A 14,527-nucleotide genomic window follows, 5' to 3' on the forward strand; every position below is an offset into this window, starting at 1 on the left:
CCCCAGACGCCGGAATATTTGTAGAGCAGCGGCACCAGCGAATGCGAATTCTCCCAGACGTTCTCGACCGAGAAATCCGAGACGACATGGGCATAGGTCAGCACGGCGAAGGAGAAGGTGACAAGCGCAAACATCGCCAGCGAGCCGATCGTCGCCACATCCATCATCGCCCGGTCGTGACGACGGGCTCCGATGACCGGCACGATCGAGAGTATGAGCGCCGTGGCCAGCGCCAGCACCAGCGCGTAATGGCCGATCTCGATGATCATGGCGTCGCCTTCACTTGCTGTCCTTTCACTTCCTGGCCCTGAGCTTCCTTCCCAGGGTTTTCCTGGCCTTGACCTTCCTTCCACAGCCCCTGGGATTTCAGCCTGTCGGCCACGTCCTTCGGCATATAGGTCTCGTCATGCTTGGCAAGCACGGTGTCGGCCACGAAGACGTTCGTCCCGGCGGCGAACATGCCTTCTGTCACGACACCCTGGCCCTCGCGGAAAAGATCGGGGAGAATGCCGGTATATTTGACCTTCACGGCATTAGTGCTGCCGTCGGTAACGGCAAATTCCACAGTCGAGCCGGTGCCGCGCACGACACTGCCCTCGCCGACCAGCCCGCCGAGCCGGATGCGGGTTTCCGGCGCCACCGGCGTCTTGGCGAGATCCGCCGGCATGTAGAAATAGGCAACGGACTGGCTGAAGGCGAACATGACCAGCAGCACGGCGGCGATGATGAAGCCCATGCCGCCTGATATCACCGCGAGGCGCTTCTGCTTGCGCGTCATTGCGTCGCTCCCTCCGTGGCTATGCCGAGTTCCCTGGCAAGCGCCAGCAATTGCCTGCCCTGTTCGCCGGGCGGCGGAAAGGCCGCAAGCCCGCGCTTCAGGGCGCCGGCAGCGCGATCCTTGTCGTTCAATACGGCGTAAGAGCGGACGAGCCGCATCCAGCCCTCGAAATTGTTCGGATCTTCGTTGAGCTTGGCGTCGAGGCTCTCGACCATGCCGCGGATCATCTGCTGCCGGTCGCCGGCGCTCATAGTCTCGGCCGCCGCCACATCTTGCTGCGTAGGATTGCCGGGGGCAGCCGAACCGGCGCCCGGGGCAGCCGGACCGGCGCCTGGGGCAGCCGGGTTGGCGCCTGGGGCAGCCGGATTGGCGCCTGGCTTCGCGCCGCCGTTCATGGCGATATGCTCGTTGACCAACGGCAGCCAGGGCGCATCATCAGGCGATTGTTTCGCCAGCGCCTCGAAGGCCTGGCGCGCCTCATCGGGCCGTCCCGCCTGCTCCATGCTGAGGGCGATGTAGAAGCGGGCACGCGGATTGTCAGGTTCGAGCGTCAGCGATTGTTCCAGCACTTGCCGCGCCTCCTCCGTCACCACGCCGTCCGAGGCCGCCATCAGCGTCTCGGCAAGGCCATCGAGCCGGACGGGGCTCGGGCCGAGAAGCCGGATAGCATTGCGATAGGCCAGTTGCGCGTCGTTGACGCGCATCGTGCGGAAATAGATCGGCGCCAGCACGTCCCAGCCCTTGCCGTCATCGGGCTTCTCAGCCAGGTGCCGTTCCGCCTTGGTGATCAGCACCGCCACGTCGTTGCCGGGGTTTTCCAGCCGCGCTTCCAGCGGCTGCGAGGGCAGGTCCGGCCTGCCCGTCGTCAAATAAAGACAGAGGCCGAGAACCGGCAGGAGCAGAAGGACGAAGGCCTCGGTGAAACGGTGATGCCGTGCGGGTTTCGGCGTCTCAGCCGGCTCATCGGCAGAGACTGCGATCAGCCGCCGGCCGATTTCTGCCCTGGCGTAATCGGCCTCCTCCGGGGTGATCAGCCCGCCGTTGAGGTCGCGGTCAAGTTCGCGCAACTGGTCGCGATAGACCGCCGCCTCGCCCGCGCGGATATTCTCCGCCGCCTTCGCTCCGCGCAGAAGGGGGTAGAGCAGGATAACGGCGAGGGCTGCCGTCATAACGGCAACGAGAATCCAGAACAGCATGTCGCCCAAATACGTTAAGCGCGCCTTCATTCCAACTGCCAAAGCCGGAATGACGAAGATTTGAGGCTAGCGCATAACCCCGAGAATCGGAATCGATTTTCGGAAAGGATTATGCGCCATCTAAAGCGATAGAGCGTCCTTAGCGCGTCCTGTCGGACGCGCGGCGCTCTATTGGTCGCAATTCAGAGCGGCGACCAGCTGCCGTCGTCGTTGCGGCAGGCAGCGCCGCGCGCCACCGTGTCCTTGCCGTCGACGGTCAGCGTGTGGGTATATTGCCGGCAGTTCTGCGAACCGACCTGATAGGGCGCAGCCGCCACGACCTTGCCGGTCACGTCCTTGCCGGTCCAGAGCATCGGCTGACCGACGGCGGCCCCTTCCAGGGCCCGATATTCCGCCTCTAGCGCCCGCTGCTTGTCGCTGTCGTTCAGCGTCACACCGCTGCGGCCGACGATGCCGCCCTGCAACGCGGTGATGAAGGCGGCTGATGCCGAAGGCTTGCTCGAAAAAATGCCGCGCGAAGCAGCACTCTTCGTCGTCGTGCAGCCGGACAGCGCGACGGCGACGAGAAGAGCGGAAACGATCATGCCTTGCGAGCGTAAAATCATTGCGTCGAACCACGATCAGGGGTCAATTTCAGCCGATCGAAGTGCAGCGTCCCCGTGTCAGCATTAAGGCAAAGCATGCTATACATTTGCCAGTATCTTTGTGACATCAAGCAGTTGCTCATGCAACATCCTTTGTGACGCCGGGCAGGATAAGCTTGGCCTTCAGCCCGCCCCATTCACCACGGGAAAGCTCGAGCCGTCCCTGGTATTCGTTGGAAATCTCAGTGACGATCGAAAGGCCGAGCCCGGTTCCGGGTTTGCTTTCGTCGAGCCTGCGGCCGCGCTTCAGCGCCTCGCGGATCTGGTCCGGCTCCAGGCCCGGCCCGTCATCCTCGACGGCGAGCTCCACCCAGTGGCGGCGCGCGCTCGCCTCTACCCCCTTCACATCCTCGCCGGCCTCGACGGCCGAAAGCCGCACCCTGCTCTTGGCAAAACGCGCCGCATTTTCCAGGAGATTGCCGACGGTCTCCTCGAGATCCTGCTGCTCCATGGCAACGGCCAGATGCGGTGGCGAGACGACGAGATCGAATTCGGTATCGACGTTCAGCCGGCGCATGACGCGCACCAGCCGTTCAAGCGCCGGCTCGGCATCGGTGCGGGCGAGCACGGATTCGCGCTGCGCGGCGATGCGCGCCCGATTGAGATAGGACTGCACCTGCCCCTGCATCGATTCCGCCTGGCTGCGCACCAGCTCGCCATGGGATTTTTCGAGCACGCGCGCCTCGTTGAGGAGCACGGCGATCGGCGTCTTCAGCGAATGCGCGAGATTGCCGACCTGCATGCGGGCTCGCTCGACGATGCGGCGATTGCTGTCGATCAGCGCGTTTACCTCGTTGGCGAGCGGCAGGATTTCGCGCGGGAAGTCGCCTTTCAGCTGTTCGCTCTCGCCGGCGCGGATGCGCTCCAGCGCGGCGCGTGCCTTGTCGAGCGGCTTCAGGCCGTAGAGAATCGCCAGCGCGTTGACGATCAGGCTGCCGACGCCGAAACCGGCGAGCGCCAGATAGAGGCTGTGGGAAAAGGTGCGCACGTCGTCTTCGACGACATCGACGTTGCCGGTGACGCGGAAGCGCGCCGCGCGCCCGTCGGTATCGAGCACCACTTCGGTTTCGGCCACCTGCACGCGGTTCCCGGAAACATCCGTCACCTGGTAGTAGCGCTCGTAATTCTTGTCGAAGGGCGCTTCGACGACGGAGGGAACCGCAATGAGCGCCGAGCCGAGCGAAGGCGACACCAGCGGTGCGGTCGTATAGGTGCCGAGCGGCTCCACCACCCAGTACCAGCCGGTCTTCGGCTGGGCAAAACGCAGGTCGCCGAGCTGCGGGCTGCCGCTGAGCGCGCCCTGATCGCCGATCGTCACCGAATTGATGACGTTATAGAGCTGCGCCCGCAACAGATCCTGGAAACCGCGTTCGGCGCTCTTGCGGTAAAGGGTGGAGATCAGCAGACCGATCACCACCAGCGCCACCGTCGACCAGACCGTGGTCAGCAACAACACACGTGCGGTGAGCGACTTAATTCGCATGTTTCGGCGCTTGGATACGGTAACCGAGACCGCGCACCGTTTCGATCAGGTCGACCCCCATTTTCTTGCGCAGGCGGCCGACGAAGACCTCGATCGTGTTGGAATCACGGTCGAAATCCTGGTCGTACATATGCTCGACCAGTTCCGTGCGCGAGACGACCTCGCCCATGTGCTGCATGAGATAGGAAAGCAGGCGATATTCGTGCGAGGTCAGCTTCAGCGTCGTGCCGTTGACCGTCGCCTTCGAGGATTTGGTATCGAGCCGCACCGGCCCGCAGATGATCTCGGATGAGGAATGCCCGGCCGCGCGCCGGATCAGCGCCCGAATGCGGGCCAGCACTTCCTCGACATGGAAGGGCTTGGTGACGTAGTCGTCGGCACCGGCGTCGATGCCGGCGACCTTGTCGCTCCAGCGGTCGCGCGCCGTCAGGATCAGTACCGGCACACCGCGGCCGGCGCCGCGCCATTTTTCAAGAACGGTGACCCCGTCCATCTCCGGCAGGCCGATGTCGAGGATGATGGCGTCATAGGGCTCGGTGTCGCCGAGGAAATGGCCTTCCTCGCCGTCGAACGCCTGGTCGACGACATAGCCCGCCTCCTTCAGCGTGTCGGCCAGCTGCCGGTTCAGATTAACGTCGTCTTCGACTACCAGGATGCGCATCGGTCCGCCTTCGTCCGCTTCAAATCGTTCAATGTCCTGAATAAGCCGATTCCGCCTACATCGGAACCTTTACCGTCACCTTGCGTGGACGCTGGCCATTGCCGGACACGAGAACGGTGATGATGCAGGTATCGCCCACCGGTTGCACGGACAGGAGCTGGCCGCCCGTCTGCTCGACGACCTGGGCTGCAGCGGCGCTGCAATCGCCTCCGATACGCACGACAAAAGTGCCCGCGGCGTCCGGTGAGGGCGCCGATACCACCAGTCCGGCGGCCAATGCTGCGACGCTCAGAGGAAAGGCCATGTGTTATGCTTCCAAGGTAATGCCAACTTGCCCCGAATATGTACTCACGCGACCTGAATGGCAAATGAATGCGCTGTAATGCAGGGCGTTTAGAACTGTTCTCGACTGTTCGGGACAGCCGGTTTCAGCGCCTCTAAATTGCCGCCGCAGCAAGCTCCGGCGGCGGCCGTTGCGTCCAAAAACGATACCCTCAACCTTGGTATCCACGCATTCTTCATCACCTCCGGTAAAGGCGGGAAGCCGGCGGGACCGACACCACAGTCTTTGTCTGCGAATCGGCCGGCTCTTCTCTTTCCTGCCGCCCGCAGCTTTCACCGGCCGGTTGAAACTGTTATGCCCTTGCTGCCCCACATTTCAGACCGTTTCAGCACCTATGCCAAAATCCTCCCGCTTCCGCTCGGCGCAGACGGTCACCGTCCTTGCCGTTACCCAGCTGATCGGCTGGGGCACGACCTTCGACATGCTCGGGGTCATGGGCCGCGTCGTGGCGCCCGATCTCGGCCTGGCCAACGAAGTGGTGTTTGCCGGCCTGACGATCATGATGGTGGTCAGCGCCATCGTTGGTCCGGCAACCGGCCGCTGGCTCGGCCGCTATGGTGCTGCCCGGGTGCTTTCGGCCTCCTCGCTGACCTTTGCGCTTGGCCTGCTTCTGCTTGCTGCCGCAAACGGCATCATGCTCTATGCCAGCGCCTGGATCATCATCGGCATCGGTGGCGCATTCGGCCTCTCGGCGCCGGCCTATACCGCCGTCGTCGAGCGCGAAGGAGCGAACGGCAAACGCGTCATCGCCATCCTGATGCTGTTCACCGGGCTTTCGAGCGCCATCTTCTGGCCGATCCTCAGCCTCCTCAACGAGGCGGTCGGCTGGCGCCTCACCTTCCTGGTCTGTGCGGCGCTGCAATTCTTCGTCTGCCTGCCGCTGCATCTTTTCGCCCTGCCGAAGCCGATCGCAATACATGTCGACGGCGGCACAGCCGAAATCGCTCCGGTGCCGCTGTCGAAGGCCAAGCAGCGCAAAGCCTTTCTGCTGATCGCCGCGGCGACGACGATCTCGACCTTCGTCACTTTCGGCATCTCGCCATCGCTGCTCGAGATTTTCCGCCAGTCCGGCGCCTCCCCGGCCTTTGCACTGCAGCTCGGCTCGGCGCGCGGCATCCTCGGCATATCGGCACGCTTCCTCGACATGCTACTCGGCCGGCGCGGCAACCCCGTGCTCAGCGCGGCAATGGGCATCAGCCTGATGATGATGAGCTTCCTCATTATGCTGGTTGCCAGCCCGTCGACGCCGCTGCTCGTCACCTTCGTCCTGTTTTACGGGTTCGGCACCGGCGTCATGACCGTCGCCCGCGCGCTGCTGCCGCTGGCGCTGTTCTCACCGCGCGAATTCGGACTGCAATCGGCCCGGCTGTCGCTGCCGCAGAATCTCGCCAACGCCATCGCCCCCGTCATCTTCACCGCCATCCTCGACCGCGCCGGCACCGGCCCGGCGCTCGCCGCCTGCGCCGTTCTGGCGGCATTGTCGCTCATCTTCGTGCTGATGCTGATGGCGCTGATACGCGGCGCCCGTGCGTCGGAATCAGCCATTCTTAATATCTCTTGATTATCATCCACGCATGGACGAGAGCGGCTTTTCGCCGGCGCGCCGCAACCGCTGCGGCAGCCAGACCATGAACCAGCAGCCGCTTTTGATGAATCTTTTGAATCGCTTGCCGCCGCTTTTTCGAAAGTAGAGTTCGGTGGCTCAGAAGCTGAGTCAGCTTCGCAACGATCCGAATCCGGACAACCAGTCATCCATTTGAAATTTCAATTGAATCTCACTTGGCAGTTAAATGCTTGGGCAATTCAGAGCGGCCGCGTCTCCGCCGTGCGGCTGTCGTAATCGGCGGCGATGCGCTTTTCCCGGAGCGGCCGCACGCGATCGATCGAGAGCTGATAATCGGGATGCGCCTTATAGGCGGCAAGGGCCGCCTCGTCGTCGAATTCGCCATAGACCACGAGATCGATCTCGGTGCCCAGCTGATCGGTCTTCACATTGGTGCCGATTTCCAGCAGCCGCGCATGCGGAATGCCGGTCAGTATAGAAAGCCCGGCCCTCACCTCCTGCAGATGTTCCTCCTGCACGGTGAAGAAGACGATATGACGGATCACGCGGAAGCTCCTGTCAGATTTATCCAAATGATGGAGCGATCTTGGCGCATCCTATCGAACGCGCCGCGCTCCAAGTGTCAGCCGGGCGATAACATGCGCGCCCCAGGCCTTCAACCGCGCGAGCATGCCACGGGCCGCATCGGGACGTATCGCCGCATCGAAGACCATGGCATAGGCGGCGAGCTTTTCCGCCCGGTCGGTGCCATTGACGATGCGGCGCGCATTCACCCAATCGGCGGTCGTCGCATTCAGATGATCGGCGAGCCTGTGGCCGGTAAAGCTGCCCTGCAGCATGCCTTCGATCAGGATCGTCACCGCCGCACCCATCTCCATCGCCCGGTCGGGGTCGGCAACGAGATCGATCCCCGTCAGCACACTCATCGCCTCGTAGTTCCGCTTGTGGGTAAGCTGCACCAGGCCGCGGCCGAGCCAGCTGCGACCATCCTCGTCCGGCCGCCAATAGGGCGTCTTCACCCAGGAAAGCCGGCCTGCGGCAAAGGCCGTCTCGAGGATCTCGACCGCGCGCGCATCGCTGTCCGCCAGCGTCTCGCGCACCGGCTGCATCGTATAGGCGGTCTCATGATAAGCGGTTGCGAGGATATAGGCGAGCCACCGCCGGTCGGCATCGGCAAACCGTTCTTCCCAGGCGTCGAGAATCGCCGTGATGCCCACTACCTGAGGCTGAGTCAGGTTTCCTTTGAAGAGTCGGTGCCGTACCGTATCGAAAAAGAATGCCCGGTCCATGTGGACAACCATTCCGCGCTTCCCTCGAAATATCATGGTTAAAACCGTCTTAATCGATTAAATTCCATTTAATCGTTTAAAGTGTTTAAGCCACTGATTTACACGCCTTTTGTCTTATGCAATGCATCTTCTTGCCCCGAAGCCTTACCACGAACAGAGGAGACTTCCGATGCAGACGCCCGCCAATAGCCAAACCACCATTCCCCAGCATGTCGTCGATCAGATGGAAAACGAATGGCGCCAGGTTCGCCCTGAACGGGAAAATACGCGTCCGGCCCAACAGCCTCAACAACAACGCTGAAATAGACGCAAAACGCTACCGATGGAAGCTCGAGCGCCGCCCAGCGCCCGATCAATGCCCCGGCCAGTCACTGGTGGCCGGGTGATTTTTTCATAGGTACAATAAACGTCCCAGCGGTTTGACCGCCCCTCATCGCAGTACAGCATCAAGCCGTTTCGCCAGCGTGTCCAAGGACCGGGTGAAAACCATCCTATCATCAAGCGCACGCGACAGCACCAGCGCGCCTTGAATGCCCGCGACGCCCTCCTCGGCGAGCGTTTGCGCCTCCCCCTCAGGGCAGCCTGCCCGCATCAGCGCCGAACGCAAGGCATCGATCCAGCGGATGAAATAATCGCCGATCACTGTTGAAAACCGCTCGCGGGTCTCGTCAAGCGCGAAGGCGCCGACGAGGCAGATGCGACGACCGGAGCGGAAATAATCGTTCACATTCGTCCACATCGCGGCGATCGCCCGATCGGCGTCGTCCTTTCTCAGCGGCTGATAGATCGCATGCTCGAACCAGGCATCGACATCGGCGAGAACGGCGCCCGCCATCTCCTGCTTGCCGCCGGGAAAGAAGTGATAAAGGCTGCCCTTGCCAATGCCGGTGCGTTCGGTGATGCGGCTGAGCGACGTGCCCTCATAGCCGAGCTCGCGGAAGATTTCGGCGAGCAGCGGCACGACGTCGGCGCGTTCGTAGACAGTTTTCACCGGCGAACTTCCTTGGCTTGTTTAGAGGCCGAGCTCGGTCAGACCGGGATGGTCGTCCGGCCGTCGGCCGAGCGGCCAATGGTACTTGCGCTCCGATTCCCGGATCGGCAGGTCGTTGATGCAGGCGAAGCGGCGCTGCATCAAACCGGCGGCGTCGAATTCCCAGTTCTCGTTGCCATAGGAGCGGAACCAGTTGCCGCTATCGTCATGCCATTCATAGGCGAAGCGCACGGCGATGCGATGATCGGTGAAGGCCCAGATTTCCTTGATCAGCCGGTAATCCAGTTCCTTTGCCCATTTGCGGGTGAGGAAGGCGACAATCTCGGCGCGGCCGGTGATGAATTCGGCGCGGTTCCGCCAGCGGCTGTCCGGCGTATAGACGAGCGAGACGCGCTCGGGATCACGGCTGTTCCAGCCGTCCTCAGCAAGACGGACTTTCTGGGTGGCGGTCTCAAGGGTGAAAGGCGGGGCGAGGCTGGACATGGGTTCTCCGGGGTGATCCTGTACTGAATGCCCATCATTGTACCGATCGGTACAATGATGGGCAAGCCGCTTCGAGACGGTATTTCTCAAAGGCCGGGAGGCAGGCTCCACCGCAGCGGCAGGGCATCCGGGCGAAGCACGATCTCTTCCGGCGTGAAACGCCACAGCCGTTCCGCCCGTTGAAAGCTGGCGATCTCAGGCGAATCCAGCAGCACCTCAACCTTTCCCGTCATCTGCAGCATGTCGCCGCTTTCGAAATCGATGAAGACCAGCCCCGCCTTCGGATTGACGAGGAAATTACCCAGCGTGTTGAAGAACCGATTGCCGGGGAAATCGGGAACGGTCAGCACGCCGTCGGCGCCAACACGCACGAAGCCGGCATTGCCGCCGCGATGGGACACGTCCACCTGCCGCTCGCCATTCTCCCGGTCGACATAGGAGGCGACAAAGAAGGTATCCGCGCCCTCGATCATCCCTAGCGCCCGATCGTCGAGCTGGCCGGAATGAAGCGGCGGCACTGCAGTCGGCATATCGGGATCGCGGATGAAGGCGGAAGAGCGAAGCTGAATATATTGCGGGCAATTGCCGAAGCTCTGGCCGACGCGCACCTGGAATGCTCCAGCGTCGGTCCTGCGGATCACGCCGTTCAGCCGGTTGCGCCGCCGGGTCTCGAGCTGGATCCCGAGCATCGCGATCGCGTCGCCATCCTCCATGCCGGCATCGGCAGGATCGGCCGCGTCGCGCGGTAGGTGCACCTCGAGAATCTCCGGCTCCGGCGAGGCCATGAAACCCGGGCGCTCGGCCCTGGCCGTTGCCCAGACATCGCCCTTGGCATCAACGGCGCCGAGCACGACGAAAGGCAGCATCGGAAAGAAGGCGCGGTGCTGCTCCGGCATGGCCTTGCGGACGAAATTACGGCCCGGCCCGTCCATGCGTTCGGCGACACCGACGCTGCGCTGCATGGCGAGTTCGCCCGCATGCCAGGGCGATGTGGCGTCCTGTCTTGTCTGCTCCAGCATAACGGCCTCCTTCGGGGCAGCATTTGGGGAACCGGGCAACATCGCTGCCCCGGCGGGTTTTCACGCGGCAAGGCCGATCTTGGTCTTGCGAAAACCGACGAAACCCGGCAGCGCCTCGATGCGCGCAAGCCAGGCGCGAACGCTTGGATAGGCCGAGATATCGACATTGCCCTCCGGCGCATTGGCGATGTAGCTGTAGAGCGCCACGTCGGCGATCACAGGATTGTCGCCGAGCAGGAAGCTGCGGCCGTGGAGCTCCGCCTCGATCAGCGCCAGAATGCGGTGCGCCCGGGCGATCACCTCGTCGGTGCGGAAATCGGCGCCGAAGACGGTGACCAGGCGCGCAGCACAGGGCCCATAGGCGATCTCGCCTGATGCAACCGAGAGCCATTTCTGTATCCGCGCCGCAGCCACCGCCTCTTCCGGCAGCCAGTCGGTGCGGCCGTATTTGCGTGCGAGATAGACGAGGATGGCGGAGGAATCGGCAATGACCGTGCCATTGTCGTCGAGCACCGGCACCTGGCCAAAGGGATTGAGCTTCAGAAAGTCCGGCGCCTTGTGAGCGCCAGCCGCCAGGTCGACCTCGACCAGTTCATAGGGTACGCCAAGCAGCGACAGGAACAGGTGAGCCCGGTGGGCATGGCCGGATAGCGGGTGATGGTAGAGTTTCATGATGGTTCCTTTGATCTTCTAATCGACGGGACGCGGTTGGCGATGGCCGCTTCGAACCATCTGCGGTGTAATTTATTGCCTTCCACCTGGCTGCAGTAGAATGCTAATCTGGAAGGCATGTTACCAATTCACGGAAGGATAGAATGGACCGCCTCGACGCCATGACCGTGCTTCTTGCTGTTGTCGAACAGGGCAGCCTGTCGGCCGCCTCACGGCATCTGCGATCGCCGCTCGCAACCGTCAGCCGCAAGGTTTCGGAACTGGAGGCCCATCTCAACGCCCAGCTGCTGCAGCGGAGCAACCGGAAGATCACGCTGACGGAGGCCGGCCGCTCCTATGTCGAGGCGGCGCGGGAAATTCTCGATCGGGTGGAAGAGGCGGAACGGACGGCCGCCGGCGAATACAGCGCCCCGAAGGGCGAGTTGACGATGACCGCGCCGATCGTCTTCGGGCGGCTGCATGTCCTGCCTGTCGTGGTGGATTTCCTGAAAGCCTATCCCGATATCAATCTGCGGCTGATGCTTGGCGACCGGGTATCGAACCTCGTCGAGGATCATATCGACGTGGCGCTGAGGATCGGCAACCTGCCGGACAGCAACCTGATCGCCACAAGGCTCGGCGCGATCCGCCGCACGGTCTATGCCAGCCCGGATTATCTGACGCGGCACACCCTGCCCCGGCATCCAGGCGATCTCGCTCGGCATGACTGCGTCACCTTCGAGGGCATGGCCTCGATGCTGAGCTGGATATTCATCGAGGGGAAACATGATCTCGCCGTGCCGATCCGCTCGCGCCTTGCGGTTAACACCGCCGAGGCCGCGGTCGATGCGGCTGTCGCCGGTCTCGGCATTACCCGCGTGCTCTCCTACCAGGCAGCGCGCGCCGAGATGGCCGGGCTGCTGGTGCCGCTGCTCCCAGATTTCGAACCGCCGCCGGCGCCGGTGCATCTCGTCTATCCCGCGCAGGGACTGGTGCCCCTGAAACTGCGGGCGCTGCTCGATTTCGCGACGCCACGCCTGCGCGCCACGCTGAACAAGTCCTAGGCGAGCTTGCCCTCTTCCGCCTTGTAGAAATACTGGCTGGCGACAAGCCAGCCCTTCAGCGGCCGCAGCGGCGGAATACAGGTGGCGAGCATGAAGGGACCGGTGACCAGAAGCTGCACCCAGATCGGCGCCGAAAAGGCCACCTCCAGCCAGACGCCGAGCAGCACGCTCGGGATGCAGGCGAAGCAGATGACGAAGAAGGCCGGACCATCGGCCGGATCGGCGAAGGAATAATCGAGACCGCAGACCTCGCATTCCGGCTGCAACGTCAGGAAGCCGTTGAACATATGGCCCTGGCCGCAGCGCGGGCAGCGTCCCTTGATGCCGGTCTGCATCGGAGGAAGTGGGGGATATTCCGTGTCCATGACGATCTCGCTTTCTTGCTTCGCAAATATTGATGCGATCAAATATCTGCAATGACTGCATGCAATATAATTACATTATGAGGAAATTACCAGTCAATTCGCCAGAATGCCGCAGAGCTCCCCAGCACATGCCGGCAGCAAGCTGACTGCAGATTTATCAAGCAGCATTTGGGGCCGCAGCCAGGCATGACAGTCTAGCGAATCAGACGTGAACATGGTGGTGAACGTGACGGTTACGCTTCGCCCATGCCCGGACAGATCTGGGCTCGGACGATCTGATCTCGACCGCCTCCGGCTTTCGTCCGGCCTGACCAGCCCGGAGCTGGGTTCCGCGTCAGAAGAACGACGCTGCCATTTCCGGCGGGCCTTCCAGCGCATGGGCCATGAATTCCAATGCGCCCTGCAGTTTCTCCCGGGTGATCGGTCCGCCAAGGCAGACACGCACGGCCTCGGGTGCCGTGCCCTCGACCGTGAAGGCATCGCTTGCGACGACGCCGATGCCGGAAGAACGGGTATGGCTACCGAAAGTGGAGCGGGTCCAGCCGTTGGAGAGCGGCAGCCAGATGTTGAAACTGATCGGATCGGCGCGGTAGCTGCCGGCCGGCAGGATGGCGGCGACCATTTGCTGGCGGGCGGCGGCCTCGGCACGGATGAAACGCAGGATCGTATCGGCGGTGCCATCCTCGATCCAGCGGGTGGCGAGCGCCACGGTCAACGGCGAGGCCATGACATTGTTGGCGCGCATGGCGCTGACGAAGGGCCACACGGCCTTACTGTCAGGCGCCACGACATAGGCAAGTCGCAGACCCGCGCCGATGCATTTCGCCAGTCCGCCGATATGCCAGGTCAGATCGGGCGCTGTTGCGGCGAGCGGCGCCGGGCCGTGCTGCGGAATGAAACCATAGGCATCGTCCTCGACGATCGGCACGTGATATTTGCGGGCAACGGCGCAGATCTCCTCGCGGCGCCTGGCCGGAATGGTCAGCGTCGTCGGGTTCTGCAGCGTCGGATTGAGATAGAGCGCCTTCGGCTTCAATCTCTCGCAGGCCTCGGCAAAGGCGTCCGGCAGGATACCGTCCTCGTCCATCGGCAGACCGGCCAGATTGAGCCGCAGCTGGGCGGCGATCGAGCGCATACCGGGATAGGTGATGATTTCCGAAAGCACGGTTTCGCCCGGTTTTGCCAGCAGGCCGAAGATCGCCAGCAGGGCCGGATGGGCGCCGGGTGTGACGAAAATGCGCTCCTGCGAGGGCACCAGCCCGCGACGGCTGAGCCAGGAGGCAGCAGCCTCCTTGTCCATGCTGGAGCCGCCGAAGCCCTGGTAGCGCAGAAGCGGAATGAGGTTCGCCGTCACCGCCGACATGCCCTCGCGCATGCGGGCGACCAGCTCGGGGTCGTCCGTTTCCGGCGGCATGTTCATCGAGAAATCGACGATGGAGGCGCGGCGGGGATCGGGCGCAGCGTCGGGCGCGAATCCCTGGCGCTCCTTGTCCGCGCCACCGGTGACGAAGGTGCCTCGGCCGACATGCGAATCCACAAGCCCGCGCTTCTGCGCCTCGACATAACCTCTCGCCACCGTCGTGAAATCGACGTTCAGCCGCTTGGCGAGTTCGCGTTGCGGCGGCAGCCGGTCCCCAACCACCAGATGTCCGCTGCGCAGATCCATTTCGATCACATCGGCGATCGCCATATAACGCGGGCTGCTGCTGCGGCTGAGATCGGGATGCCAGTCTTTCATGTCATGATCCGTGTCGGTCTGATTCCTGATGAGATTGACCGTATATTGTTGCACAATGCCGCTGTCACGAAAAATGTCGCGCGCCAAGTCCGGAGAACGACGCAGGACGGAATGGCGCAGCTTTTGCGCTTGCCTTGATACGTTTTAATGACGGATTGTCGCCGGACTTGACTGCTATCTGCGCAAATACAATGCGGCACGGCGACCGCGCTGTCGCAGGCCGATTTCGGCAGCGTGCGCGCCAATGACGCTTTCCCC

The 14,527-nt window shown here is 62.8% G+C and carries 17 protein-coding genes and 1 pseudogene; 3 read left to right on the forward strand and 15 right to left on the reverse strand.

The annotated features are described in order from the left end of the window. From GFM02_RS24860 to GFM02_RS24890, 7 genes and pseudogenes are all read right to left on the reverse strand, one after another. Window positions 1–269: pseudogene (locus GFM02_RS24860) on the reverse strand (heme lyase NrfEFG subunit NrfE); the annotation flags it as partial. Beyond that, window positions 266–778, reverse strand: a complete 513-nt coding sequence (gene ccmE / locus GFM02_RS24865) for a cytochrome c maturation protein CcmE (protein WP_168323089.1) — start codon at window positions 776–778, stop codon at window positions 266–268. The gene ccmE and the pseudogene GFM02_RS24860, both read right to left, overlap by 4 nt. After that, on the reverse strand, window positions 775–1,974 hold the full coding sequence (ccmI, locus tag GFM02_RS24870; protein ID WP_432444456.1) for a c-type cytochrome biogenesis protein CcmI: 1,200 nt from the start codon (window positions 1,972–1,974) through the stop codon (window positions 775–777). The genes ccmE and ccmI overlap by 4 nt, the downstream gene beginning before the upstream one ends. A gap of 182 nt (window positions 1,975–2,156) precedes the next feature. Beyond that, window positions 2,157–2,579 (reverse strand): lipA protein, encoded by a 423-nt coding sequence (locus GFM02_RS24875; RefSeq protein WP_020049236.1) that lies wholly within the window; start codon window positions 2,577–2,579, stop codon window positions 2,157–2,159. A 118-nt stretch (window positions 2,580–2,697) separates the two neighbouring features. Beyond that, complete coding sequence (locus GFM02_RS24880) at window positions 2,698–4,101, reverse strand: sensor histidine kinase (RefSeq protein WP_168323091.1); 1,404 nt, start codon at window positions 4,099–4,101, stop codon at window positions 2,698–2,700. Then, entirely contained in the window at window positions 4,091–4,762 is a 672-nt protein-coding gene (locus GFM02_RS24885) for a response regulator transcription factor (protein WP_168323092.1), read from the reverse strand. The genes GFM02_RS24880 and GFM02_RS24885 overlap by 11 nt, the downstream gene beginning before the upstream one ends. Before the next feature lie 55 nt (window positions 4,763–4,817). After that, window positions 4,818–5,066, reverse strand: a complete 249-nt coding sequence (locus GFM02_RS24890) for a hypothetical protein (protein ID WP_020049234.1) — start codon at window positions 5,064–5,066, stop codon at window positions 4,818–4,820. Window positions 5,067–5,439: 373 nt separating this feature from the next. Between GFM02_RS24890 and GFM02_RS24895 the strand changes: the two genes are divergently transcribed. Next, complete coding sequence (locus GFM02_RS24895) at window positions 5,440–6,666, forward strand: MFS transporter (protein ID WP_168323093.1); 1,227 nt, start codon at window positions 5,440–5,442, stop codon at window positions 6,664–6,666. 242 nt (window positions 6,667–6,908) lie between these two features. Here GFM02_RS24895 and GFM02_RS24900 read toward each other — a convergent pair whose 3' ends face one another. Together GFM02_RS24900 and GFM02_RS24905 are read right to left on the reverse strand one after the other, a co-directional pair. Further along, on the reverse strand, window positions 6,909–7,214 hold the full coding sequence (locus GFM02_RS24900; RefSeq protein ID WP_168323094.1) for a Dabb family protein: 306 nt from the start codon (window positions 7,212–7,214) through the stop codon (window positions 6,909–6,911). 51 nt (window positions 7,215–7,265) lie between these two features. After that, entirely contained in the window at window positions 7,266–7,970 is a 705-nt protein-coding gene (locus GFM02_RS24905) for a hypothetical protein (RefSeq protein WP_020049231.1), read from the reverse strand. Between the two features lie 157 nt (window positions 7,971–8,127). Between GFM02_RS24905 and GFM02_RS35495 the strand changes: the two genes are divergently transcribed. Next, window positions 8,128–8,259, forward strand: coding sequence for a hypothetical protein (locus GFM02_RS35495; RefSeq protein ID WP_003546730.1), 132 nt, complete (start codon window positions 8,128–8,130; stop codon window positions 8,257–8,259). A gap of 129 nt (window positions 8,260–8,388) precedes the next feature. On the opposite strand, the gene GFM02_RS24910 is transcribed toward GFM02_RS35495, so the two are convergent. The 4 genes from GFM02_RS24910 to GFM02_RS24925 form a co-directional block, all read right to left on the reverse strand. Beyond that, window positions 8,389–8,949 (reverse strand): TetR family transcriptional regulator, encoded by a 561-nt coding sequence (locus GFM02_RS24910; RefSeq protein ID WP_168323095.1) that lies wholly within the window; start codon window positions 8,947–8,949, stop codon window positions 8,389–8,391. A gap of 21 nt (window positions 8,950–8,970) precedes the next feature. Further along, a complete protein-coding gene (locus tag GFM02_RS24915; protein ID WP_020049229.1) occupies window positions 8,971–9,432 on the reverse strand; it encodes a DUF1348 family protein in 462 nt (153 codons plus the stop codon). An 86-nt stretch (window positions 9,433–9,518) separates the two neighbouring features. Then, window positions 9,519–10,451, reverse strand: a complete 933-nt coding sequence (locus tag GFM02_RS24920; RefSeq protein WP_026265097.1) for a pyridoxamine 5'-phosphate oxidase family protein — start codon at window positions 10,449–10,451, stop codon at window positions 9,519–9,521. A gap of 60 nt (window positions 10,452–10,511) precedes the next feature. After that, complete coding sequence (locus GFM02_RS24925) at window positions 10,512–11,123, reverse strand: glutathione S-transferase family protein (protein ID WP_168323096.1); 612 nt, start codon at window positions 11,121–11,123, stop codon at window positions 10,512–10,514. Between the two features lie 143 nt (window positions 11,124–11,266). Here GFM02_RS24925 and GFM02_RS24930 point away from each other — a divergent pair, with 143 nt between their 5' ends. Beyond that, on the forward strand, window positions 11,267–12,166 hold the full coding sequence (locus tag GFM02_RS24930; protein WP_168323097.1) for a LysR family transcriptional regulator: 900 nt from the start codon (window positions 11,267–11,269) through the stop codon (window positions 12,164–12,166). Here GFM02_RS24930 and GFM02_RS24935 read toward each other — a convergent pair. Together GFM02_RS24935 and GFM02_RS24940 are read right to left on the reverse strand one after the other, a co-directional pair. Beyond that, on the reverse strand, window positions 12,163–12,531 hold the full coding sequence (locus GFM02_RS24935) for a DUF983 domain-containing protein (protein WP_026265095.1): 369 nt from the start codon (window positions 12,529–12,531) through the stop codon (window positions 12,163–12,165). The two genes, GFM02_RS24930 and GFM02_RS24935, sit on opposite strands and share 4 nt — an antisense overlap. Window positions 12,532–12,865: 334 nt before the next feature. Continuing rightward, window positions 12,866–14,269: a PLP-dependent aminotransferase family protein gene (locus GFM02_RS24940; protein WP_168323098.1), complete on the reverse strand. Its 1,404-nt coding sequence runs from the start codon at window positions 14,267–14,269 to the stop codon at window positions 12,866–12,868. Window positions 14,270–14,527 lie beyond the last annotated feature (258 nt).

It is taken from the genome of Rhizobium leguminosarum bv. viciae (assembly GCF_012276115.1).
Classification (GTDB): Bacteria; Pseudomonadota; Alphaproteobacteria; order Rhizobiales; family Rhizobiaceae; genus Rhizobium; species Rhizobium leguminosarum_T.